General features: G+C 71.3%; 17 protein-coding genes. 14 read left to right on the forward strand and 3 right to left on the reverse strand.

The genetic code is table 11. From position 1 onward, the window contains the following. Positions 1-46: 46 nt before the first annotated feature. The 4 genes from AC0B61_RS24460 (at position 47) to AC0B61_RS24475 (ending at position 5,097) form a co-directional block, all read left to right on the forward strand. Entirely contained in the window at positions 47-1,810 is a 1,764-nt protein-coding gene (locus tag AC0B61_RS24460; RefSeq protein WP_471742870.1) for an ABC transporter substrate-binding protein, read from the forward strand. 98 nt (positions 1,811-1,908) lie between these two features. Continuing rightward, complete coding sequence (locus tag AC0B61_RS24465) at positions 1,909-2,919, forward strand: ABC transporter permease (protein WP_471742871.1); 1,011 nt, start codon at positions 1,909-1,911, stop codon at positions 2,917-2,919. Beyond that, a complete protein-coding gene (locus AC0B61_RS24470) occupies positions 2,916-3,986 on the forward strand; it encodes an ABC transporter ATP-binding protein (RefSeq protein WP_471742872.1) in 1,071 nt (356 codons plus the stop codon). The genes AC0B61_RS24465 and AC0B61_RS24470 overlap by 4 nt, the downstream gene beginning before the upstream one ends. Before the next feature lie 34 nt (positions 3,987-4,020). Continuing rightward, positions 4,021-5,097 carry an ABC transporter ATP-binding protein gene (locus AC0B61_RS24475; protein WP_471742873.1) on the forward strand — a complete coding sequence of 359 codons (1,077 nt, stop codon included), beginning with the start codon at positions 4,021-4,023 and terminating at the stop codon, positions 5,095-5,097. Positions 5,098-5,176: 79 nt separating this feature from the next. Here the strand turns inward: AC0B61_RS24475 and AC0B61_RS24480 are convergent, their stop codons facing one another. Both AC0B61_RS24480 and AC0B61_RS24485 read right to left on the reverse strand, forming a co-directional pair. Beyond that, positions 5,177-6,586, reverse strand: coding sequence for an acyltransferase family protein (locus tag AC0B61_RS24480; RefSeq protein ID WP_471742874.1), 1,410 nt, complete (start codon positions 6,584-6,586; stop codon positions 5,177-5,179). Continuing rightward, a complete protein-coding gene (locus AC0B61_RS24485) occupies positions 6,583-7,872 on the reverse strand; it encodes an acyltransferase family protein (protein WP_471742875.1) in 1,290 nt (429 codons plus the stop codon). The genes AC0B61_RS24480 and AC0B61_RS24485 overlap by 4 nt, the downstream gene beginning before the upstream one ends. A gap of 145 nt (positions 7,873-8,017) precedes the next feature. On the opposite strand from AC0B61_RS24485, the gene AC0B61_RS24490 reads away from it, so the two are divergent. Next, entirely contained in the window at positions 8,018-8,677 is a 660-nt protein-coding gene (locus AC0B61_RS24490) for a trimeric intracellular cation channel family protein (protein ID WP_030243933.1), read from the forward strand. On the opposite strand, the gene AC0B61_RS24495 is transcribed toward AC0B61_RS24490, so the two are convergent. Beyond that, the gene (locus tag AC0B61_RS24495) at positions 8,583-9,356 is read right to left on the reverse strand and encodes an IclR family transcriptional regulator (RefSeq protein WP_471742876.1); all 774 of its coding nucleotides are present in this window, start codon (positions 9,354-9,356) and stop codon (positions 8,583-8,585) included. The genes AC0B61_RS24490 and AC0B61_RS24495 overlap by 95 nt on opposite strands. 196 nt (positions 9,357-9,552) lie before the next feature. Here AC0B61_RS24495 and AC0B61_RS24500 point away from each other — a divergent pair, with 196 nt between their 5' ends. The 9 genes from AC0B61_RS24500 to ligA all read left to right on the forward strand — a co-directional run bounded on the left by AC0B61_RS24500 (position 9,553) and on the right by ligA (position 21,344). Continuing rightward, the gene (locus AC0B61_RS24500) at positions 9,553-10,734 is read left to right on the forward strand and encodes a cysteine desulfurase family protein (protein ID WP_471742877.1); all 1,182 of its coding nucleotides are present in this window, start codon (positions 9,553-9,555) and stop codon (positions 10,732-10,734) included. Between the two features lie 47 nt (positions 10,735-10,781). Further along, a complete protein-coding gene (gene mnmA, locus AC0B61_RS24505; protein ID WP_471742878.1) occupies positions 10,782-11,918 on the forward strand; it encodes a tRNA 2-thiouridine(34) synthase MnmA in 1,137 nt (378 codons plus the stop codon). A 137-nt stretch (positions 11,919-12,055) separates the two neighbouring features. Beyond that, a complete protein-coding gene (locus AC0B61_RS24510; RefSeq protein WP_471742879.1) occupies positions 12,056-13,228 on the forward strand; it encodes an alpha/beta hydrolase family protein in 1,173 nt (390 codons plus the stop codon). Positions 13,229-13,415: 187 nt separating this feature from the next. Continuing rightward, on the forward strand, positions 13,416-13,967 hold the full coding sequence (locus AC0B61_RS24515) for a flavoprotein (RefSeq protein ID WP_471742880.1): 552 nt from the start codon (positions 13,416-13,418) through the stop codon (positions 13,965-13,967). 149 nt (positions 13,968-14,116) lie between these two features. Then, a complete protein-coding gene (locus AC0B61_RS24520) occupies positions 14,117-14,641 on the forward strand; it encodes an LOG family protein (protein WP_471742881.1) in 525 nt (174 codons plus the stop codon). A 13-nt stretch (positions 14,642-14,654) separates the two neighbouring features. Beyond that, the gene (locus AC0B61_RS24525; protein ID WP_471742882.1) at positions 14,655-15,344 is read left to right on the forward strand and encodes an SDR family oxidoreductase; all 690 of its coding nucleotides are present in this window, start codon (positions 14,655-14,657) and stop codon (positions 15,342-15,344) included. A gap of 259 nt (positions 15,345-15,603) precedes the next feature. After that, the gene (locus AC0B61_RS24530) at positions 15,604-17,862 is read left to right on the forward strand and encodes a right-handed parallel beta-helix repeat-containing protein (RefSeq protein ID WP_471742883.1); all 2,259 of its coding nucleotides are present in this window, start codon (positions 15,604-15,606) and stop codon (positions 17,860-17,862) included. 163 nt (positions 17,863-18,025) lie between these two features. Beyond that, entirely contained in the window at positions 18,026-19,036 is a 1,011-nt protein-coding gene (locus tag AC0B61_RS24535) for a methionine synthase (RefSeq protein WP_471742884.1), read from the forward strand. 19 nt (positions 19,037-19,055) lie between these two features. Beyond that, positions 19,056-21,344: an NAD-dependent DNA ligase LigA gene (gene ligA / locus AC0B61_RS24540; protein ID WP_471742885.1), complete on the forward strand. Its 2,289-nt coding sequence runs from the start codon at positions 19,056-19,058 to the stop codon at positions 21,342-21,344. Positions 21,345-21,427: the final 83 nt, after the last annotated feature.

Raw genomic sequence — 21,427 nt, forward strand, 5'->3', positions numbered from 1 at the left:
CGGAACCCTCCACCGCCTCCACATCCTCAAGGGGTTGATCTCACCCATGCGCAGGTCCCGTACCGTCGCACTGACCGCGGCGGCCGCCGCCGCGGTCCTGGTCGTCACCGGCTGTTCCAGCTCGTCCAAGAGCGGTGACGCGTCCTCGTCGTCCTCCGCCTCGGGCGGCGGAGCCAACGCGGCCACCAAGAACATCGTCAACGCCTCGGACAAGAAGGGCGGGACGGTCACCTTCGAGATGAAGGGCACCCCGGACTCGCTCGACCCGGGCAACACGTACTACGCGTACATCTACAACTTCTCCCGCCTGTACGCCCGCCCGCTCACCACCTTCAACCCGGCCGCGGGCGAGGACGGCAACAAGCTCGTCCCGGACCTCGCCGAGTCCATGGGCCAGCCCAGCGCGGACGGCCTGACCTGGACGTACAAGCTGCGCGCGGGCCTGAAGTACGACGACGGCACCCCGATCACCTCGAAGGACGTCAAGTACGCCGTCGAGCGCTCCAACTTCGCGCCGGACGTGAACTCCAACGGCCCGACCTACTTCCACGACCTGCTGGTCGACAACGACACGCCGTACGCGGGCCCGTACAAGGACAAGACCGGCGACCTGCACGCGATCGAGACGCCGGACGACACCACGGTCGTCTTCCACCTGAAGCACCCGTTCGCGGACTTCGACTACCTGGTCAGCGCCCCGCAGACCGCGCCGGTCCCGCAGGCCAAGGACACCGGTGCCGACTACGTCAAGCACATCGTGTCCTCGGGCTCCTTCAAGTTCGAGTCCTACGAGGACGGCAAGCAGGCCGTCCTGGTGCCCAACACCAACTGGGACAAGAGCACCGACCCGATCCGGAAGCAGCTGCCGGACAAGATCCTGCTCAAGATGAACATCGACCAGGCCACCATCGACAAGGACCTGCTGGCCGGCAACGCCCAGGTCGACCTGGTGGGCGGCGGCGTCGACCCGCAGACCCAGGCGCAGATCCTGCAGAACCAGAAGCTCAAGGCCAGCACCGACAACGCGTACGGTGGCCGCCTCGTCTACCTGGCGATCAACTCCCAGGTCGCGCCGTTCGACAACGTCGACTGCCGCAAGGCCGTCCAGTTCGCGATCGACAAGGTCTCGGTGCAGACCGCCGAGGGCGGCCCGATCCGCGGCCAGATCGCCAACACGGTGCTCCCGCCGGACATCCCGGGCCACCAGGACTTCAACCAGTTCGAGACCAAGGACAACAAGGGCGACGAGGCCAAGGCCAAGGACGCCCTGAAGGCCTGCGGCAAGGACAGCATCAACACCGTCATCTCGGCCCGCACCGAGCGCGCCACCGAGGTCGCCGCCGCCACCTCGATCCAGGCCGCGCTGAAGAAGGTCGGCATCAACGCCGAGATCCAGCAGTTCCCGCAGGGCAAGTACCTGACCGACAGCGCCGGTGCCCCGCAGTTCACCAAGGACCACAACATCGGCCTGATGATGATGCAGTGGGGCGCCGACTGGCCGACCGGCTACGGCTTCCTGCAGCAGATCGTCGACGGCCGCGCGATCAAGGCCTCCGGCAACAGCAACCTGTCCCAGCTGAACGACCCGTCGGTCAACAAGATGATCGACGACGCCGCCGTCAACACGGACAAGGCCGGCCGCGAGAAGCTCTACGGCGACATCGACAAGAAGGTCATGGAGCAGGCCGTCATCGTCCCGCTGACCTACTTCAAGGTCTTCCTGTACCGCCCGGACAACGCCACCAACATGGCCTCCACCCCGGCGTTCTCGGGTGAGTACGACTACCTGAACATCGGCACCACCAAGTAAGAGCCTGGCTCCGCATCCCTGAAGGCAGGTGAAGGCAGCGGCGCCCGCCGTCGTCCGGAGGATCCCGGACGACGGCGGGCCGCCGGAGCCGCCCAACTGTGTTTGCCTACATCATCCGCAGGATCTTCGCGGCGGTGCTGCTGCTGCTGGTCGTCAGCGCCGTCACCTTCGCGATCTTCTTCCTGCTCCCGCGCGTCGCCGGCGAGACGGCCGACCAACTGGCCGCCCAGTACATCGGGAAGAACCCCTCACCCGACGCGATCGCCGCGGTCAAGCAGAACCTCGGCTTCGACCAGCCGCTGTACGCCCAGTACTGGCACTTCCTCAAGGGCCTGGTCAGCGGCGCCGAGTACAAGTTCGGGCCGGAACCGGCCACCTGCCACGTGCCCTGCTTCGGCTACTCCTTCAAGAACCACCTGGAGGTCTGGCCCGAGCTGTCCAAGCGGATCCCGGTCACCATGTCGCTCGCCGCCGGCGCGGCCGTGCTCTGGCTGGTCTCCGGCGTCGCCACCGGCGTCGTCTCCGCCCTCAAGCCGAAGTCGATCTTCGACCGGCTCTCCATGGGCGTCGCCCTCGCCGGCGTCTCGCTGCCGGTCTTCTTCACCGGCGCGCTGCTGCTCACGCTGTTCAGCTACGAGTGGCCGATCCTGGACAACCTGCAGTACGTCGACTTCACCGACAACCCGCTGATGTGGGCCCGCAACCTGATCCTCCCCTGGATCTCGCTGGCCTTCCTCTACTCCGCGCTCTACGCCCGGCTCACCCGCGCCGGAATGCTGGAGACCATGAGCGAGGACTACATCCGCACCGCCCGGGCCAAGGGCCTGGTCGAGCGCAAGGTCGTCACCCGGCACGGGCTGCGCGCCGCCCTCACCCCGATCGTCACCATCTTCGGCATGGACCTCGGGCTGCTGCTCGGCGGCGCCCTGATCACCGAGCAGGTCTTCTCGCTCCAGGGCGTCGGCCAGTTCGCCGTCCAGGCGATCTCCGACAACGACCTGCCCAAGATCCTCGGCGTCACCCTGCTCGCCGCCTTCTTCATCGTCGCCTGCAACCTCGTGGTCGACCTCCTGTACGCCCTCGTCGACCCCCGGGTGAGGCTCTCGTGACCGAGCTCCAGAAGACCACGGAAGCCACCGCACAGACCCCGTCCGGTGACCCCTTCCTCTCCGTGCGCGACCTGCGGATCCACTTCGACACCGACGACGGCCTGGTCCGCTCGGTGGACGGGGTCAGCTTCGACCTGCAGAAGGGCCGCACCCTCGGCATCGTCGGCGAATCCGGCTCCGGCAAGTCCGTCACCTCGCTCGGCATCATGGGCCTGCACCGCTCCAAGCGGGCCCGGATCAGCGGCGAGATCCTGCTGGGCGGCGAGGACCTGATCGCGGCCGGCCCCGACCGGGTGCGCCAACTGCGCGGCCGCGAGATGGCGATGATCTTCCAGGACCCGCTGACCGCGATGCACCCCTACTACACGGTGGGGCAGCAGATCGTCGAGGCCTACCGGGTGCACCACCCGCAGGCCACCAAGAAGCAGGCCCGGGCCCGGGCGGTCGAGATGCTCGACCGGGTCGGCATCCCGCAGCCGGACCGCCGCGTCGACGACTACCCGCACCAGTTCTCCGGCGGCATGCGCCAGCGCGCCATGATCGCCATGGCGCTCGTCAACGACCCCGCCCTGCTGATCGCCGACGAGCCCACCACCGCCCTGGACGTCACCGTCCAGGCGCAGATCCTGGACCTCATCCGCGACCTCCAGGACGAGTTCGGCTCCGCCGTCATCATCATCACCCACGACCTCGGAGTGGTCGCCGAGCTGGCCGACGACATCCTGGTCATGTACGGCGGCAAGTGCATCGAGCGCGGCCCGGCCGAAACCCTCTTCGACGCGCCCGAACACCCCTACACCTGGGGCCTGTTGGGCTCGATGCCGCGCCTCGACCGGGAACTGCAGGACCGGCTCATCCCGGTCAAGGGCACCCCGCCCAGCCTGATCAACGTGCCGTCGGGCTGCGCCTTCCACCCGCGCTGCCCGTACGCCGCCCTCACCGACGGGCGCTCCACGAGCGAGGTCCCGGAGCTGGTCGAAGCCACACCCGGCCACCACGCGGCCTGCCACCTGCCGGCCGACGAGCGGCACCGCATCTTCGCCGAAGAGATCGCGCCCCGGCTGTGAGCCCGGCCTCGTACCACCTTTCTGGAGAGAACCGATGACGGACACTCAGGCGGCCACGATCCCGGGGCCGGCGCCCGCCTCCGACCGCGAGCCGCTGCTGAAGGTGACCGGCCTGACCCGGCACTTCCCGATCCGCGGCGGGCTGCTCCGCCGCCAGACCGGCGCGGTGCGGGCCGTCGACGGCATCGACTTCTCGGTCAACGCCGGCGAGACGCTGGGCGTCGTCGGCGAGTCCGGCTGCGGCAAGTCGACCATGGGCCGACTGGTCACCCGGCTCGACGAACCCACCGGCGGGAAGATCGAGTTCGAGGGCACCGACATCACCCACCTGGGCGTCGGGGCGATGCGGCCGCTGCGCCGCGACATCCAGATGATCTTCCAGGACCCGTACTCCTCGCTGAACCCCCGGCACACCGTCGGCACCATCGTCGGCGCGCCCTTCAAGCTCCAGGGCGTGCAGCCCGAAGGCGGCGTCAAGAAGGCCGTCCAGGAACTGCTGGAGCTGTGCGGCCTCAGCCCCGAGCACTACAACCGCTACCCGCACGAGTTCTCCGGCGGCCAGCGCCAGCGCATCGGCATCGCCCGGGCGCTCGCCCTCAAGCCGAAGATGATCATCGCGGACGAGCCGGTCTCCGCCCTGGACGTCTCGATCCAGGCCCAGGTGGTCAACCTGCTGGACGACCTCCAGCAGGAACTCGGACTGACCTACCTGATCATCGCGCACGACCTCTCGGTGGTCCGCCACGTCTCGGACCGGGTCGCGGTGATGTACCTCGGCAAGATCGTCGAGATCGCCGACCGCGACGCGCTCTACCGCAGCCCCATGCACCCGTACACCAACGCGCTGATGTCCGCCGTGCCCGTCCCCGACCCGCGCCGCCGCCAGCGCGCCGGCCGCGAACGGATCCTGCTCACCGGCGACGTCCCCTCCCCGATCAACCCGCCCAGCGGCTGCCGCTTCCGCACCCGCTGCTGGAAGGCGCAGGACGTCTGCGCCACCCAGGAGCCGCCGCTGACCGCGCTGGCGACCGGGCACCAGGTGGCGTGCCACTTCCCGGAGAACGCGCCGGAGAAGGCGCCGGCGAGCGTGTCGGAGGCGCCGGCGTCCTGAGCTCGGGGCCCAACGACGGAAGGCCGCCCGCCCCCGGCAAGGGGGAGGGCGGCCTTCCGTCGTTCACGCGCCGTGGGCGTCAGGGGCGGCCGGTCGGCACGGGCTCTGCCTCAGGGGCCGTAGCCTCCGGGGCTGCCGCCTTGGGGGCCTCCTCCTGCCTTGGGGCCCGGACGGCCGGACGGGCGGGCAGCGCCTCGGCCGGGAAGCGGCGGTTCAGCGCCTTGACCGCCTTGCGGCCGAGGTTCTGGAACGGGATCTCGACCAGCCGGTAGCTGAGGTAGCTGACCAGCAGCAGGGCGGCCATGAAGGCGACGAACTGCACGCTGCGGCCCTGCCAGGAGACGAACGGCTTGCGGTCCTCCAGCAGCCACTCCATCCCGTGGATGAGCGGGTTGTGCAGCAGGTACACCGAGTAGCTGATCGTGCCCAGCCAGGCGAGCACCCGCGGGAACCGCCGCCGGCGGAGCAGCATGCCGACCGCGAAGACGGCCCAGGCGGCCAGGTACGCGAAGGAGAACGACTTCCAGGTCTCGCTCCAGGTGCGCCACAGGGCCTGGTCGTGGTTGTACATGAAGCCGGACAGGAAGCCCGCCGTGAGGACGAAGGCGCAGCACAGGAGCGCCGGGGTGCGGTCGATCTGGCCGTGTTCCAGCCGGTACAGCACCGTCCCGGCGAACATCGTCGCGAAGATCATCAGGCTTTCGAAGGCGGTGGACCGGCTGTTCAGCAGGACCAGCACCAGGCCCAGCCCGCCGAGCAGCGTCCCGCCCCACCGGGTCAGGTCGGCCCGGCCGGTGACGATGAAGGCCATCGCGGCGACCACGACGACCCCGGCGGCCAGCACCAGGTGCCGGACGGCGGGCAGCCCGTCGGCCGTGATCGTGCCGAGCGGCAGCCAGGCGCCGAGGACCAGCGCGCCGGCCGCGAAGCCGATCGCGATCGGGGCGCTCTGCCGGTGCCGGCCGGTGACGAAGAGCGTCGTCACGAAGTAGTAGAAGACCATCTCGTAGGTGAGCGTCCACATCACCCCGATGACGTTGGTGACGCCCATCATGTCCTGGACCATCAGGCCGTTGCCCGCCAGCGTCAGCAGCGGGTGGTCGAACGCCCAGCCCTGCACGACGGTGTGGCTGCGCGGCAGGATCAGCAGGCTCAGCACCACGGCGACGATCACCACCGGGTAGATCCGGAAGAACCGGCCCGCCCAGAACGCCCGTACGTCGCCGCGCCGTTCCAGCGAGGCCGGGATGATGTAGCCGCTGACCAGGAAGAACAGCATCACGCCGAAGATGCCCGGGTCCAGGTAGCGTGGCACGTGGTCGGCATGGAGCCAGACGAACGGCAGGGCCAGGTGGTAGACCGCCACGGAGAGCGCGGCTATGCCGCGCAGTGCGTCGAGCCAGCCCAGCCGCGACGAGGCGGCGGCCGGCCCGCCCGCCGCGGTACGGGCGTTCTTGCGGCGCCAGGGTGCGCGTTCGATGAGCTTCACACGCGGGAGGCTAGCGGAATCCGCTCCGCGGGTACCGCGGCGGGCGCCGGGAAGCGGCGGTTCAGCGCCTTGACCGCCCTGCGGCCGAGGCGCTGGAACGGGATCTCCACCAGGCGGTAACTGAGGTAGCCGAGGACGACCAGCGCCGCCAGGAAGCCGACGGTGAGGGCGGTCTGCCCCTTCCAGCCGACGATCGGGGGGTAGTCCTGCAGCTGCCAGCCGATCACGAACATCAGCGGGCCGTGCAGCAGGTAGACCGAGAAGCTGATCGTGCCGAGCCCGCTGAGCCAGCGCGGGAACCGCCGGTGGCGCAGCAGCATGCCGCCCGCGAAGACGGCCCAGGCGGCGAGGTAGCTGAGGGAGAACGCCATCCACGACGCCGTCCAGGTGTGCCACAGGGCCGTGCCGTAGTCGTACAGGTAGCCGACCGCGACGCCGCAGACGACGACGAACGAGCAGCAGAGCAGGGCCGGGAGCCGGTCGATCTGGCCGTGCTCCAGCCGGTACAGCACCGTCCCGGCGAACATGGTCGCGAAGATCAGCATGGTCTCGAAGCCGGCGGCCCGGCCGTTCAGCGTGACGAGGGTCAGGCCCAGGCCGCCGAGCAGCAGCGAGCCCCAACGGGTCAGGTCCGGGCGGCCGGTGGCGATGCAGACCATCGCCGTCACCACCACGACCGCGCCGGCGGCCACCAGGTGCCGGATCGAGGCGAGGTCCACGGTGATGGCGCCCAGCGGCAGCCAGGCGCCGAGCACCAGGGCGAGGGCCGCGAAACCGACCGTGACCGGCGCGCTGCGGCGGTGCCATCCCAGGACGAACAGGGCCGTCACGAAGTAGTAGAAGACCATCTCGTAGGTCAGCGACCACATCACCCCGATGGTGCTCGCCACCCCCATCAGGTCCTGCAGCATCAGCCCGTTCGCCGCGGACGACAGCAGCGGGTGCTCGAAGGAGAAGCCCTGGACGATCGTCGAGCTGCGGGGCAGCACCAGCAGGCTCGCCACCACCGTCACGACCACCGCCGGGTAGATCCGGAAGAACCGGCCCGCCCAGAACGCCCGCACGTCGCCGCGCCGTTCCAGCGAGGCCGGGATGATGTAGCCGCTGACCAGGAAGAACAGCATCACGCCGAAGAAGCCGAGATCCAGGTACTGCGGCACCTTCGCCCCGTGCGGGATCTTGTCGAGGAGCCCGAAGTGGTGCATCGCGACGGCCAGGGCGGCCAGTCCGCGCAGGGCGTCGAGCCAGCCGAGCCGGGGCGAGGCGGGGGATTTCAGCTTCTTCACAGCCGGGAGGCTAGCCGAATCCACCCGGGCCGTACCGCGGCCGACCCGCGTGACGAACGATGACGGCATGTGACCGCTGGTGGCTGGTGGTGACGTGATGTGACCGCGGATCGGCGCATTCGGACACATCGGGTACACATGGACGGTGACCTCGCAGATCTTCCCGTCCGACGTGCAGCAGTCGCTGGACCTCGTCGGCATCTTCGTCTTCGCCCTCTCCGGGGGCCTGCTCGCCGTCCGCAAGAACATGGACATCTTCGGGATCTGCGTACTGGCCGAGGTCACCGCGCTGGGCGGCGGGGTGATGCGCGACCTCGTCATCGGGGCGACCCCGGTCGCCGCCTTCACCAACCTCGGCTACTTCGTGACCCCGCTGGCCGCCGCGCTCGTCGTGTTCTTCCTCCACCCGGAGGTCGAGCGGATCAACCGGGCCGTGCAGACCCTCGACGCCCTCGGGCTCGGACTGTTCTGCGTCACCGGCACCGCCAAGGCCCACGACTACGGGCTCGGCGCGGTCGCGGCCATCGCGCTCGGCATGGTGACCGCGGCCGGCGGCGGCGTCATCCGCGACGTACTGGCCGGCGAGATCCCCTCGCTGCTGCGCTGGGACCGCGAGATCTACGCCGTCCCGGCGCTCGTCGGCGCCGCCCTCGTCGCCCTGCTGATCGGCGTGGACCGGCTCACCGGCCTGACCGGCACCGCCGCCGCGCTCACCGCCTTCGGGCTGCGGATGCTCGCCCTGAAGTACGGCTGGCGCGCCCCCCGGGCCTGGCACCGCAACGGTTCTCGCACCAGCGAGGAGTAGGCGAGCCGCCGTAGGCGAGTGAGATCGCCTCGGCCGTGCACAGCAGCTCCGGCACCATCCGGGCCAGTTCGGCCGGCGGCACCTCACTGGCCGGGGCACTCAGCGCGCACGCCGCGACCGTCCGCCCGCCGCTGCCCGCCACGGGCGCCGCCACACAGGTCACCGGCTCCCCGTGCTCGGACGACTCGGCCGCCCAGCCCCGGCGGCGCACCGCCGCCGACTCGGCCTCCTCGCCCGGCCCCGGCGCGGGCGTGGGCAGCCCCGCCAGCAGCACCCGCCCCACCGCCGTACCCGTCACCGGGGCCCGGCGCCCGATCCGGGACGGCCCGGCCGCCCAGCGCCCGGCCACCTCGTCCAGGTAGAGCACCTCGCCGTCGTGCAGCACGGCGAGCCGGACGGTGTAGCCGCAGCGGGCGTTGAGCGCGGCCAGGTACGGCGCGGCGACCTGCCGGACGTCGAAGTCCTCCAGCGCGCGGTGCGCCAGCGAGAGCACCCGGCCGCCGACCCGGTAGCGCAGGTCTGGCTGGCGGCGGGCGAAGCCGTGCTCCTCCAGGGTGCGCAGCAGCCGCAGCGCGGTGGACTTGTGCACCCCGAGGCTGCTCGCGGCCTGCTCCAGGGAGAGCGGCGCGTCGCCGAGCGCGTCGAGCAGACTCAGCGCGCGGTCGACCGACTGCGACATGGCGCCCCCGTTGATCCGGCTGGAGAAGTGTTCGCCAGGCTAACCGCTGGGTGGCGCAGTGGTACAAACCAGTGCCGGACGCGGCCGTCCGGCGGCGGGTACGGGCGCGGCCTCCGGCACAGTACGGACGCACGATGGCCGGAACGCGCGCAGGCCTGGAAAGCCGCCCGGCACAGCGCTCTACAATCGGGGGGTTATGCCATACCTGGACCATGCGGCGACCACGCCGATGCTGCCCGAGGCGATCGCCGCGATGACGGCCCACCTGGGGGTGGTCGGCAACGCCTCGTCCCTGCACGCGGCCGGTCGCCGGGCCCGCCGGGTGGTCGAGGAAGCGCGCGAATCGCTGGCCGAGTCACTGGGCGCCCGCCCGAGCGAGATCGTGCTCACCGGCGGCGGCACCGAGTCCGACAACCTCGCGGTCAAGGGCCTGTACTGGGCCCGCCGCGACGCCGACCCGGCCCGCACCCGGGTGCTGTGCAGCCCCGTCGAGCACCACGCGGTGCTCGACGCCGTGCACTGGCTCTCCGAACACGAGGACGCCAAGGTCGAGTACCTGCCGGTCGACGGGTACGGCCGGGTGCACCCCGAAGCGCTGCGCTCGTCGATCGAACGCGATCCGGCCTCCGTGGCGCTGGTCACCGTGATGTGGGCCAACAACGAGGTCGGCACGATCCAGCCGGTCCGCGAACTCGCCGCGGTGGCAGCCGAATACGGCATCCCGATGCACGCCGACGCGGTGCAGGCACTCGGCCAGGTCCCGCTCTCCTTCGCCGAGTCCGGGCTCACCGCGCTCACCGTCACCGGACACAAGATCGGCGGCCCCTTCGGCATCGGCGCCCTGCTGCTCTCCCGCGGCGCCACCCCCGTCCCGCTGCTGCACGGCGGCGGCCAGGAACGCGACGTGCGCTCCGGCACCCTGGACGCCCCCGGCGCCGCCGGATTCGCCGCCGCCGCGTCCTGGGCCGTGGAACACCGCGCCGAACACGCGGGGGCGCTCGGCGCCCTGCGGGACGAACTGGTCGCCGCCGTCCTCACCACCGCCCCCGACACCGTCCTCAACGGCGACCCGGCGGCCGAAGGACGACTGCCGGCCAACGCCCACTTCTCCTTCCCCGGCTGCGAAGGCGACGCGCTGCTGATGCTGCTGGACGCGGCCGGCATCGAATGCTCCACGGGCTCGGCCTGCACCGCCGGGGTGCCGCAGCCCAGCCACGTCCTGCTCGCCATGGGCGTCGACCCGCTGCTGGCCCGCGCCTCGCTGCGGTTCTCGCTCGGGCACACCTCCGTACGGGCGGACGTCACCGCGCTCGCCGAAGCCATCGGCCCGGTCGTCCAGCGGGCGCGCAACGCCGGGCCGGCATCGGTGCGGCGGTAAATCCGCCGGCCGGGCATGTCCGGTGGCCCCGTACTCTTGTAGTCACCATGACTGACTTCCCGGGTGCCCCCACCACGCCGTCCACCGGCCGCCTGCGCGTGCTCGCGGCGATGTCCGGCGGAGTCGACTCCGCCGTCGCCGCCGCCCGCGCCGTCGAGGCGGGGCACGAAGTGACCGGCGTCCACCTGGCACTGTCCGCCAACCCGCAGTCCTTCCGGACGGGCGCGCGCGGCTGCTGCACCATCGAGGACTCCCGGGACGCCTGGCGAGCGGCCGACGTGATCGGCATCCCGTTCTACGTGTGGGACCTCGCCGAGCGCTTCCGCGAGGACGTCATCGACGACTTCGTCGCCGAGTACGCGGCCGGGCGCACGCCCAACCCCTGCCTGCGCTGCAACGAGAAGATCAAGTTCGCCGCGCTGCTGGACAAGGCCGTCGCGCTCGGCTTCGACGCCGTCTGCACCGGCCACTACGCCCGGATCGTCGACCTGCCGGACGGCTCGCGCGAACTGCACCGGGCCGTGGACGCGGCCAAGGACCAGTCCTACGTCCTCGGCGTCCTGGACGCCGACCAGCTCGCCCACTCGCTCTTCCCGCTCGGCGACACCACCAAGGAAGCCATCCGCGAGGAAGCCGAACGCCGGGGCCTCGCGGTCGCCAAGAAGCCGGACAGCCACGACATCTGCTTCATCGCCGACGGCGACACCCAGGGCTTCCTCGCCCGGCACCTCGGCACCGCCACCGGCGACATCCTCGACGCCGACGGCACCAAGCTCGGCGAACACGACGGCGCCTACGGCTTCACCATCGGCCAGCGCAAGGGCCTGCGGATCGGCCGCCCGGCGGCGGACGGCAAGCCGCGGTACGTGCTCGACATCTCCCCGGTGGACAACACCGTGACGGTCGGCCCCGTCGAAGGCCTGGACGTCACCGCGCTGACCGCCATCCGCCCCCGCTGGTGCGGCACCGAGCCCCTCGCCGACGGCCGCTACACCGCCCAACTGCGGGCGCACGGCGAGGAAGTACCGGTCAGCGCCGCCGTGGTCGACGGCGGACTGCGGGTCCAGCTCGACACCCCGGTGCGGGGCATCGCCCCCGGCCAGGCCGTCGTCCTCTACGACGGCACCCGAGTCGTCGGCTCCGCCACCATCGCCACGACCGAGCGCCCGGCCGTCAACGCCTGAGCGGGCCCTCTTCCGAGCAGCGGCAGCGGCGTCATCCGCAGGGATGACGCCGCTGAATCCCACGGATGACCACGGGCCGGAGACTGCATCAATCCGACCGATCCGACGACCCGGGGCGCGAACCTAGCCTCAGGGCCATGAACCGAACCCGCCGTCTCGCGGCCGTCGCAGCCCTCGTCCTCGCCCTGCCCCTCCCGATCGCCGGGGCGGCGACGGCCTCGCCGCTGTCCGGCACTGCCGCCCGTTCCTCGATCCCTGCCGCGTTCCACGGCGAACTGCCCCGCCCGACCGGGCCGTACGCGGCCGGCGAGGAGGTGCTGCACCTCACCGACCGAAGCCGCACCGACCCCTGGACGCCCTCCGCCGGGCCACGGCAGCTCGCCGTGTCGATGTTCTACCCCGCCCGGCCCGACACCGGCGCGCCCGCCCCGTACATGACCCTCGGCGAAGCGCGCGGCTTCGTGGCGACACGGGTGCCGGCAGGCACCGGACTCCAGCCGCAGGACCTCGCGGACACCGACACCCACGCCTACACCGGCGCGAAAGCCGCCGGCGGGAAGTACCCGCTCGTGGTGCTCTCACCCGGCTTCGAGAACCCCCGCGCCACCCTGACCAGCCTCGCGACCGAACTGGCCAGCCACGGCTACGTCGTGGCCCTGATCGGCCACACCTACGAGGACTCCGGCGAGACGCTCGCCGACGGCAGCACCCCGGGCTGCGCGCTGTGCGACAACGGCGCACCGGACACCCTCCCCGCCAGCCGGGCGAAGGACGTGTCGTTCGTCCTGGACCGGCTCACCGGGCGGCACCCGGCCTGGCGCCTGGCCCACCTGATCGACCCCGACCGCATCGGCATGGCCGGGCACTCGATCGGCGGCGCGTCGACGCTGACCGCGATGGCCGAAGACCAGCGGATCCAGGCCGGTATCAACATGGACGGAACGTTCTTCCCGCCGACCCCGGCCGACACCCTGGAAGGGCGCTCGTTCCTCCTCCTCGGAAAGCAGAGCGACCACTCCGCCGGCAGCGGGGACACCTCCTGGGACGAGACCTGGGCGGGCTGGAACGGCTACAAGCCCTGGCTCGCCGTCACCGGCGCCAATCACGCAAGCTTCACGGACGTCCCGATCCTGGCCGCCGAGCTCGGCCTGCCGCTCCCCCCGGGGTCGACCACCTCACCGGAACGCGGCACACAGCTGACCCGGGAGTACGTCGCAGCCTTCCTCGACCAGACCCTGAAGGGAATCCACCAGCCCCTCCTCGACGGCCCGTCCCCGGCGAACCCGGAGGTGCGGTTCCAACAGCCGTGACCGGCCGCCGCACTCGGCGCCCGGCCGTCCGGTCCGGACGGCCGGGCACGGCAGACCGTCGTCCGGCGGCTGCCGGCTCACCGGGACGCCCCAGCGTCTTGGAGCTGGCCGGTGACATGGCTGCCCGCGACCGGCGCGGTAGCGTCCCGGAACTCCGCCGTTTCTGCATGGAGTTGGGAGTCCGGTTTTGACCGAGCACCGCGAGCCGTTCCTCTACGTCATCGTCTGCGCCACGGGGATTGCGGACGGCGTAGGCGAATTGATCACAGCTGCACACAGCGAGGGCTGGAGGGCCGGTGTGATAGCGACCCCCAGCGCTCTGGGCTTCATAGACCAGGACACCATCGAAGCCCAGACCGGTTACCCGATCCGCTCGGCCTGGCGCACACCGAGCATCCCGCAGCCGCTGCCTCCGGCCGACGCCATCGCGGTCGTCTCCGCCGCGTTCAACACCATCAACAAGTGGGCCGCCGGCATCTGCGACACACTCGCACTCGGCATCCTCTGCGAGGCGTACGGACTCGGGATCCCCGTAGCTGTCCAGCCCTACGTCAACTCCGCCCTGGCGGCGCACCCGGCGTACGCGGAGAGCCTGGGCCGCCTTCGCTCGATGGGCGTCCTGATCGGCGACTACGTGCCCCACCAGCCCAAGTCCGGCGGAGCCCGCGACAAGTACAACTGGACCCACGTCCTCGACCTGCTCCGTCCGCTGGTGCACTCGACCGCACAACAGCCGTAGTCACCTGGCGGCCTGCTCACCGAGCAGGCCGCCAGGTGAACAGGTTTCCAGACGTATCGGACACGGCGCTGCAACGCATGGCCGAGAGGGCGGCTAGGCAGAGGACACGACTCGCGGGGGCGGCGGGGCGTGATAGACCACATAGCACTATGAACATCACAGTCTTCTGCTCCGCGTACTCGCTCGACGACCGCTACACCGCCCCCGCCGCCGAGTTCGCCCGGCTCCTCGGGGAGGGCGGGCACACCCTGGTGTGGGGCGGCTCCAACGCCGGGCTGATGGGCCTGCTCGCCGACGAGGTGAAGGTGGCGGGCGGCAAGCTGGTCGGCATCCTGGTGGAGATGCTGAAGCACAAGGGGTACGTGGGCGCCGACGAACTCGTCGTGACCCGTGACCTGGCCGAGCGGAAGGCGGAGCTGGTGGCCCGGGCCGATGCGATCGTCGTGCTGGTCGGCGGCATGGGCACGATGGACGAGGTCACCGAGGTGCTGGAGCTGAAGAAGCACGGCATGTTCGAGAAGCCGGTGGTCGTCCTGGACACCGAGGGCTTCTACACGGGCCTGCGCACCCAGCTGGAGCGGATGGACGCCGAGGGCTTCCTGCCCCGGCCGCTCGCCGAGCTGCTCACCTTCGCCGACACGCCCGCCGAGGTGTTTGCGCAGCTCAAGGCCTGAGAGGATCACCACCATGGCCACTCATCTGATCACCGGCGCCGGCTCCGGCATCGGCGCCGTCCTTGCCGAGCGCCTCGCCGAACGCGGCGACGACCTCTGGCTGCTGGCCCGCGACGCCCGCCGCGCCGCCGAACTCCGCGAGCGCTTCTCCGGCGCCCGCACCCTGGTCGGCGACCTCGGCGACCCGGCCAAGCTCTCCTGGGCCTTCGGCCACCAGGCGCTGCCCATCGAGCTGGACTCCGTACTGCACGTCGCCGGCGTGGTCGAGCTGGGCACGGTCGGCGAGCTGCCGGTCAAGGCCTGGCAGGAGACCCTCAACGTCAACCTGGTCGCCCCCGCCGAGTTGACCCGGCTCCTGCTGCCCTCGCTGCGCCTGGTCAAGGGGCACGTCGTGTTCGTCAACTCCGGTGCGGGCCTGAACGCCCACGCCGAGTGGTCGGCCTACGCGGCGAGCAAGCACGGCCTGAAGGCGCTGGCCGACGCGCTGCGCCACGAGGAGCATGCGAACGGCGTCCGGGTCACCTCCGTCTACCCCGGCCGCACCGCCACCGCGATGCAGGTCAAGGTGCACCAGCAGGAAGGCAAGGAGTACGACGCCGACCGCTGGATCGAGCCCGAGTCCGTCGCCCGGGCGATCCTCGCCGCGCTGGACGCCTCCCGGGACGCGGAGATCACGGACGTCACCGTCCGCCCCGGCCGCTAGCCGCGCAACCGGGCCAGACGTCCGTAGGAACGGCCCCGGTGTCGAGCCCCGCGCTCGGCACCGGGGCCGTTCGCGTGCGGTCCGAAAATCCGGGAAATCCCCGTTGGCGCCGTCTTGGTGGCTGTGCGATGATCCGCTCCGCCCTCCGGCCGATCGAATTCGGACACGGTGGGATAGGAAAGCGTCATTTGCGCTTCAAAGTGCCCAGGGGGCTTCCATTTCCAGAACTCGTACGGCGCTGACCGTCGGCGCGCTGCTCGTGGGAACGGTCGGTCTGCCGGCCGTCGGCGCGGGCAGCGCGGCAGCAGCCGGCAGCACGCTCTACGTCAACAACGCTGCGGGTGCCAACTGCACCGACAGCGGTACCGGCGCCCAGTCGGCGCCGTTCTGCCACGTCGCGGCGGCCGCAGCGGTCGTCCAGCCGGGGCAGACCGTCGAGATCGAGGCCGGCGCCTACAACGACACCGCGGTGACCGTGACCCGCTCCGGCACCGCCGACGCCCCGATCACCTTCCGCAGCGAGTCCCGGCCGAACTCGCCGGGCGCCGCCGCCTGGCTCAACGGCGGGGCGCCGAACTACCCGGACAGCGCCATCGTGGTCAAGGGCGCCGACCACCTCAGGTTCGAGAACCTGGCGCTCGCGGGCAACAAGCGGCCGGCCGTCGTGGTCGACGGCGGGCACGACGTCTCGTTCACCAACATCGCGGCCTCGGGCGGCGGCGTCCTGATCACCGGCGCCTCCGACAAGGTCACCTGGGCCCGCGGCTCCTTCAGCTACGCGCCCGGCCCGCTCCTGCAGGTCGACGGCGGCTCCACCGGGACGGTCCTGACCACCAACGTCGTCCAGCCCAACAGCGTCGACGACATGACGGGCATCCTGGTCAAGGACGCCCCGAACACCGTCGTGGTGGCGAACACCGTCTACTCGCCCTGCTTCGCCGGGATCGTGCTGGACGGCACCTCGACCGGCGCGGTGGTCGAGAACAACGTCGTGAACACCGCGAAGGACCAGAACGCGGCCTGCGACAGCCCGGCCGGCGCCACCGGGATCACCGTCGGCGCGAACGCCACCGCGGGCACCAGGGCCGACTACAACCTGATCGACCCGCGCAGCGGCGGCGCGGCCTACAGCTGGGCCGGCGCGCCGTTCACCACGCAGGGCCAGCTCACCGCGAGCACCGGCCAGGGCGCGCACGACTTCGTCGCCCTGACCTACGTGCCGAAGGGCCCGAACGCCCCGGTCGACCACCGGATCGACTCGGCCGACGAGACCGCGCCGGGCATGCTCCCGACCGACCGCGGCGGCTGGGCCCCGGTGGACGACCCGACGGCCACCAACACCGGTACGGGCAGCGGCATCCGTGACCGCGGCGCGAACGAGATGCTCGACGTGGGCAGCGCGTTCACCCCCGCCGGTCCGACCCGGCTGCTGGACACCCGGCAGCCGATCGGCGTCCCGGTGGCGCAGGCCGTGCCCGCCTGGGGCACTGTCGACCTGCCGGTGACCGGTGTGGCCGGTGTGCCGGCGTCCGGGGTGACGGCCGTGACGATGAACGTGACGGTGACCGAGCCGCAGGCCGACGGACACCTGACCGTCTACCCGCACGGTGACGCGGCGCCGGACGCCTCCAACCTCAACTGGCCGGCCGGCCGGACGATCCCGAACCTGGTGACCGTCCCGGTCAAGGACGGCAAGATCTCGTTCTACAACGCCTCCGGCGGCACCGTGCACCTGATCGCCGACCTGGAGGGCTACTACAGCCCGAAGGGCTCGCTGTTCCACGCGCAGGGCCCGACCCGGTTGCTGGACACCCGGCAGCCGATCGGCGTCCCGGTGGCGCAGGCCGTTCCGGCCTGGGGCACCGTCGACCTGCCGGTGACCGGTGTGGCCGGCGTGCCGGCGTCCGGGGTGACGGCGGTGACGATGAACGTGACGGCGACCGAGCCGCAGGCCGACGGGCACCTGACCGTCTACCCGCACGGCAGCAAGGCGCCGGACGCCTCCAACCTCAACTGGACGGCCGGCCGGACGATCCCGAACCTGGTGACCGTCCCGGTCAAGGACGGCAAGGTGTCGTTCTACAACGCCTCCGGCGGCACCGTGCACCTGATCGCCGACCTCGCCGGCTACTACGCCACCCAGGGCAAGGTCAGCTACCGCCCGGACGGGCCGTACCGGATCCTCGACACGCGCCAGGACACCTACTGGGAGTCGGGCCCCCGCCCCGCCGGCACCGTCCCGGCGTGGGGCACCGTGGACGTCCCGGTCGGCGAGATCCCCAACCTCGCCGCGTTGACCCTGAACGTGACCGTCACCGAGCCGGGCGCCGAGGGCCACCTCACCGTCTACCCGCACGGTGACGCGGCGCCCGACGCGTCGAACCTCAACTTCCTGCCCGGCGAGACCATCCCCAACCAGGTGGTCGTCCCGGTCAAGGACGGCGTGGTCTCGTTCTACAACGCGAGCGGCGCCCCGATCCACCTGATCGTCGACGAGTTCGGCTACCAGTCGTACTGACAGATGCACTGCGCGCTGAACAGGCGCACTGAACAGGCGCACTGAACGGGCGCACTGAACAGGCGCACTGAACGGGCGTACCCCGCCCGTCCCGTACGAACGGCCCCGGTGCCGAGCCCCCGCGCTCGGCACCGGGGCCGTCGTCGTGAGTAGGCTCGGGCAGGTGAGCACCCCACATGCCTTCCCTGACCTGCGCGGCGCCGCCACCGGCGTCGGCTCGCTGCCCGGTACCGACGCCCGGGAGGCCGCCAAGACCTCCACCGGAGCGCTGGAGCACCTGCCGTTCCTGCCCGAGCTGCCCGAGCGCGGCCCGGGCGCCGACATGATCGGGCGCGGGGCCGGCTTCCTCGTCGAGCTGTTCGCCCAGACCGAGCCCAGCGGCTGGCGGTTCACCGACCGCCCCGGCCGGGACACCCGGCGCGCCCACTCCTGGCTCCGCGAGGACCTCGACGCACTGGAGGAGTTCACCCAGGGCTACCGGGGCGCGCTCAAGGTCCAGGCCGTCGGCCCGTGGACGCTGGCGGGGAGCATCGAGCTGAAGCACGGCGAGAAGGCGCTCTCCGACGCCGGCGCCTGCCGGGACATCGCCGGCTCGCTCACCGAGGGCCTGCGCCGCCACCTCGCCGACGTCCGCAGCCGCATCCCGGGCGCCGACGTCGTCCTCCAGCTGGACGAGCCCTCGCTGCCCGCCGTGCTGGCCGGTTCGGTGAAGACCGCCAGCGGCTTCCAGCGGCTGCGCGCCGTGGACCGGCAGGTGGCCGAGGAGGTGCTGCGCGAGGTGGTCGGGAGCCTGGACGCGCCGGTGGTCGTGCACAGTTGCGCGCCGGATGTCCCGATCCCGCTGCTGCGCCGCGCCGGGGTGGCCGGGATCTCGCTGGACTTCTCGCTGCTGACGGAGCGCTCGGACGACGACTTCGGCGAGGCGGTCGAAGGGGGCACGGCGATCCTCGCCGGTGTCGTCCCCGCCACTGACCAGGCAGTGTCCGACCCGGCCGGTAGTGTCCAGGGTGTCAGGACCTTGTGGCGCAGGCTCGGGTTCGCCCCGGAGCTGCTGGGCCGCCGCGTGCTGGTGACGCCGACCTGCGGGCTGGCCGGGGCCTCCCCGGCGTACGCGCGCACAGCGCTGTCGCTCGCGGCACGGGCGGCGCGGAGCCTGGTGGACAACCCGGAATGAGAACGTAGGAGGGCTTGCGGTGACGGCTGTCGAGGGCTGGGAGGACGTCCCGGCGGAGGTGCGTCGGCGGCACGCCGAGCTGGCGCAGGAGATCACCGACCACCGCGCCCGGTACTACGAGCAGGACGCGCCGGTCATCAGCGACTCCGAGTTCGACGCCCTGATGCGCGAACTGGAGGCGCTGGAGGCCGAGCACCCGGCCCTGGCCACCCCGGACTCGCCGACGCAGCGGGTCGGCGGCGCCCCCACCGGGCTGTTCGCCGAGGTCGAGCACCGCGAGCGGCTGCTCAGCCTCGACAACGCGATGGACGACGAGGAGCTCGCCGCCTGGGCCGAGCGCGTCGCCACCGAGCTGCACGGCATCGACTACCACTACCTGTGCGAGCTCAAGGTGGACGGCCTGGCCGTCAACCTCACCTACGAGAACGGCCAGTTGGTGCAGGCGGCGACGCGCGGCGACGGCCGGGTCGGCGAGGACATCACCGCCAACGTCCGCACCATCAAGGAGATCCCGCACCGGCTGAAGGGCGACGACGTCCCCGAGCTGGTCGAGATCCGGGGCGAGGTCTACTTCCCGACCGAGGCCTTCGAGGCGCTGAACGCCTCGTTCGTGGCGGAGAACGAGCGCCGCCGTCTGGAGAACGAGGAGCGCGCGAAGGAGGGCAAGCGGCCCCGGGCGATGATCCGGCTGTTCATGAACCCCCGCAACGCCGCCGCCGGTTCGCTGCGCCAGAAGGACCCGCAGATCACCGCGTCCCGCCCGCTGCACATGGTGGTGCACGGCATCGGCGCCCGGGTCGGCTTCGACATCGACAACCAGTCGCACGCCTACCGGCTGCTGCACGACTGGGGCCTGCCCACCGCCAGGCACAACCGGGTGGTCGGCACCCTCGACGAGGTGCGGGAGTTCATCCGGCACTTCGGCGAGCAGCGGCACTCGGTCGAGCACGAGATCGACGGCGTCGTGGTCAAGGTGGACGAGATCGCCCTGCAGGGCCGGCTCGGCGCCACCTCCAAGTCCCCGCGCTGGGCGATCGCCTGGAAGTACCCGCCGGAGGAGGTCACCGGCAAGCTGGCGGAGATCAAGGTCGGCATCGGCCGCACCGGCCGGGCCACCCCGTACGCGGTGCTGGCGGAGCCGGTGAAGGTGGCCGGCTCGATGGTGCAGTACGCGACGCTGCACAACCAGGAGGTCGTCAAGGCCAAGGGCGTGCTGCTCGGCGACACGATCGTGCTGCGCAAGGCCGGTGACGTGATCCCGGAGATCCTCGGGCCGGTGGAGGACCTGCGGGACGGCACCGAGCGGGAGTTCGTGATGCCCTCGCACTGCCACGAGTGCGGGGCCGAGCTGCGCCCGATGTCGGAGGGGGACATCGATCTGCGCTGTCCCAACGCCCAGTTCTGCCCGGCCCAGATCCGCGAGCGGATCGCCTTCCTGGGCGGGCGTTCCTCGCTGGACGTCGAGGGGCTGGGCTACGTCGCGGCCACCGCGCTGACCCAGCCGCTGGAGCCGGCCGAGGCGCCGGTGAAGGACGAGGGCGACATCTTCGGCCTGACCATGGAGCAGCTGCTGCCGATCAGGGTCCTGGTGCGCGACCCGAAGACGGGCATGCCCCGGCTGGACGACGTCACCGGGGAGGAGAAGGAGGTGTTCTTCTTCGCGAACCTCAAGGGGCAGCCGAAGAAGAACACCGAACTGCTCCTGGAGAACCTGCAGAAGGTGAAGGAGCGTCCGCTCTGGCGCTTCCTGAACGGTCTGTCGATCCGGCACGTGGGGCCGGTCGCGGCGCAGGAGCTGGCCCGGGAGTTCCGCGACCTGGACCGGATCTTCTCGGCCACCGAGGAGGAGTTGGCCGCCGTCGAGGGGGTGGGGCCGATCATCGCCCGGTCCGTGGTCGAGTGGTGCCAGGAGGACTGGCACCGGGAGATCCTGGAGAAGTGGCGGGCCGCCGGCGTCCGGTTCACCGAGGAGTTCGCGGACGAGGAGGCGGCGGAGCGTCCACTGGAGGGGCTGACGGTGGTCGTCACCGGGACGCTGTCCGGCCACACCCGGGACGGCGCCAAGGAGGCGCTGACCTCGCGCGGAGCGAAGGTGACCGGTTCGGTTTCGAAGAAGACCGATTTCGTGGTCGCCGGTGAGAATCCAGGGTCCAAGTACGACAAGGCGGTTCAGCTCGGCCTGCCCGTCCTGGACGACGCAGGCTTCGCCGTGCTGCTGTCCGACGGACCGGCCGCCGCCCGGGCCCACCTGGGACTTCCCGAGCCGGAGCAGGCCGCCGCACCTCAGGAGGCGCCCGCCGAGGGCTGACCCGGAGCCGACCCGAGCGGCGGGTGGCCGAATCCGGGTTGTTATCGTCCTGATGCAACGTCACCGGGTGCCGTGCAGTGAAA

The sequence above is a fragment of the Kitasatospora sp. NPDC023385 genome (genome assembly GCF_055664045.1).

Bases quoted from the DNA above. Each gene is read 5' to 3' on its own strand.
- AC0B61_RS24460 (WP_471742870.1), top strand. From the start codon at position 47: ATGCGCAGGTCCCGTACCGTCGCACTGACCGCGGCGGCCGCCGCCGCG.
- AC0B61_RS24475 (WP_471742873.1), top strand. From the start codon at position 4,021: ATGACGGACACTCAGGCGGCCACGATCCCGGGGCCGGCGCCCGCCTCC.
- AC0B61_RS24495 (WP_471742876.1), bottom strand. From the start codon at position 9,356: ATGTCGCAGTCGGTCGACCGCGCGCTGAGTCTGCTCGACGCGCTCGGC.
- AC0B61_RS24500 (WP_471742877.1), top strand. From the start codon at position 9,553: ATGCCATACCTGGACCATGCGGCGACCACGCCGATGCTGCCCGAGGCG.
- mnmA (WP_471742878.1), top strand. From the start codon at position 10,782: ATGACTGACTTCCCGGGTGCCCCCACCACGCCGTCCACCGGCCGCCTG.
- AC0B61_RS24510 (WP_471742879.1), top strand. From the start codon at position 12,056: ATGAACCGAACCCGCCGTCTCGCGGCCGTCGCAGCCCTCGTCCTCGCC.
- AC0B61_RS24520 (WP_471742881.1), top strand. From the start codon at position 14,117: ATGAACATCACAGTCTTCTGCTCCGCGTACTCGCTCGACGACCGCTAC.
- AC0B61_RS24525 (WP_471742882.1), top strand. From the start codon at position 14,655: ATGGCCACTCATCTGATCACCGGCGCCGGCTCCGGCATCGGCGCCGTC.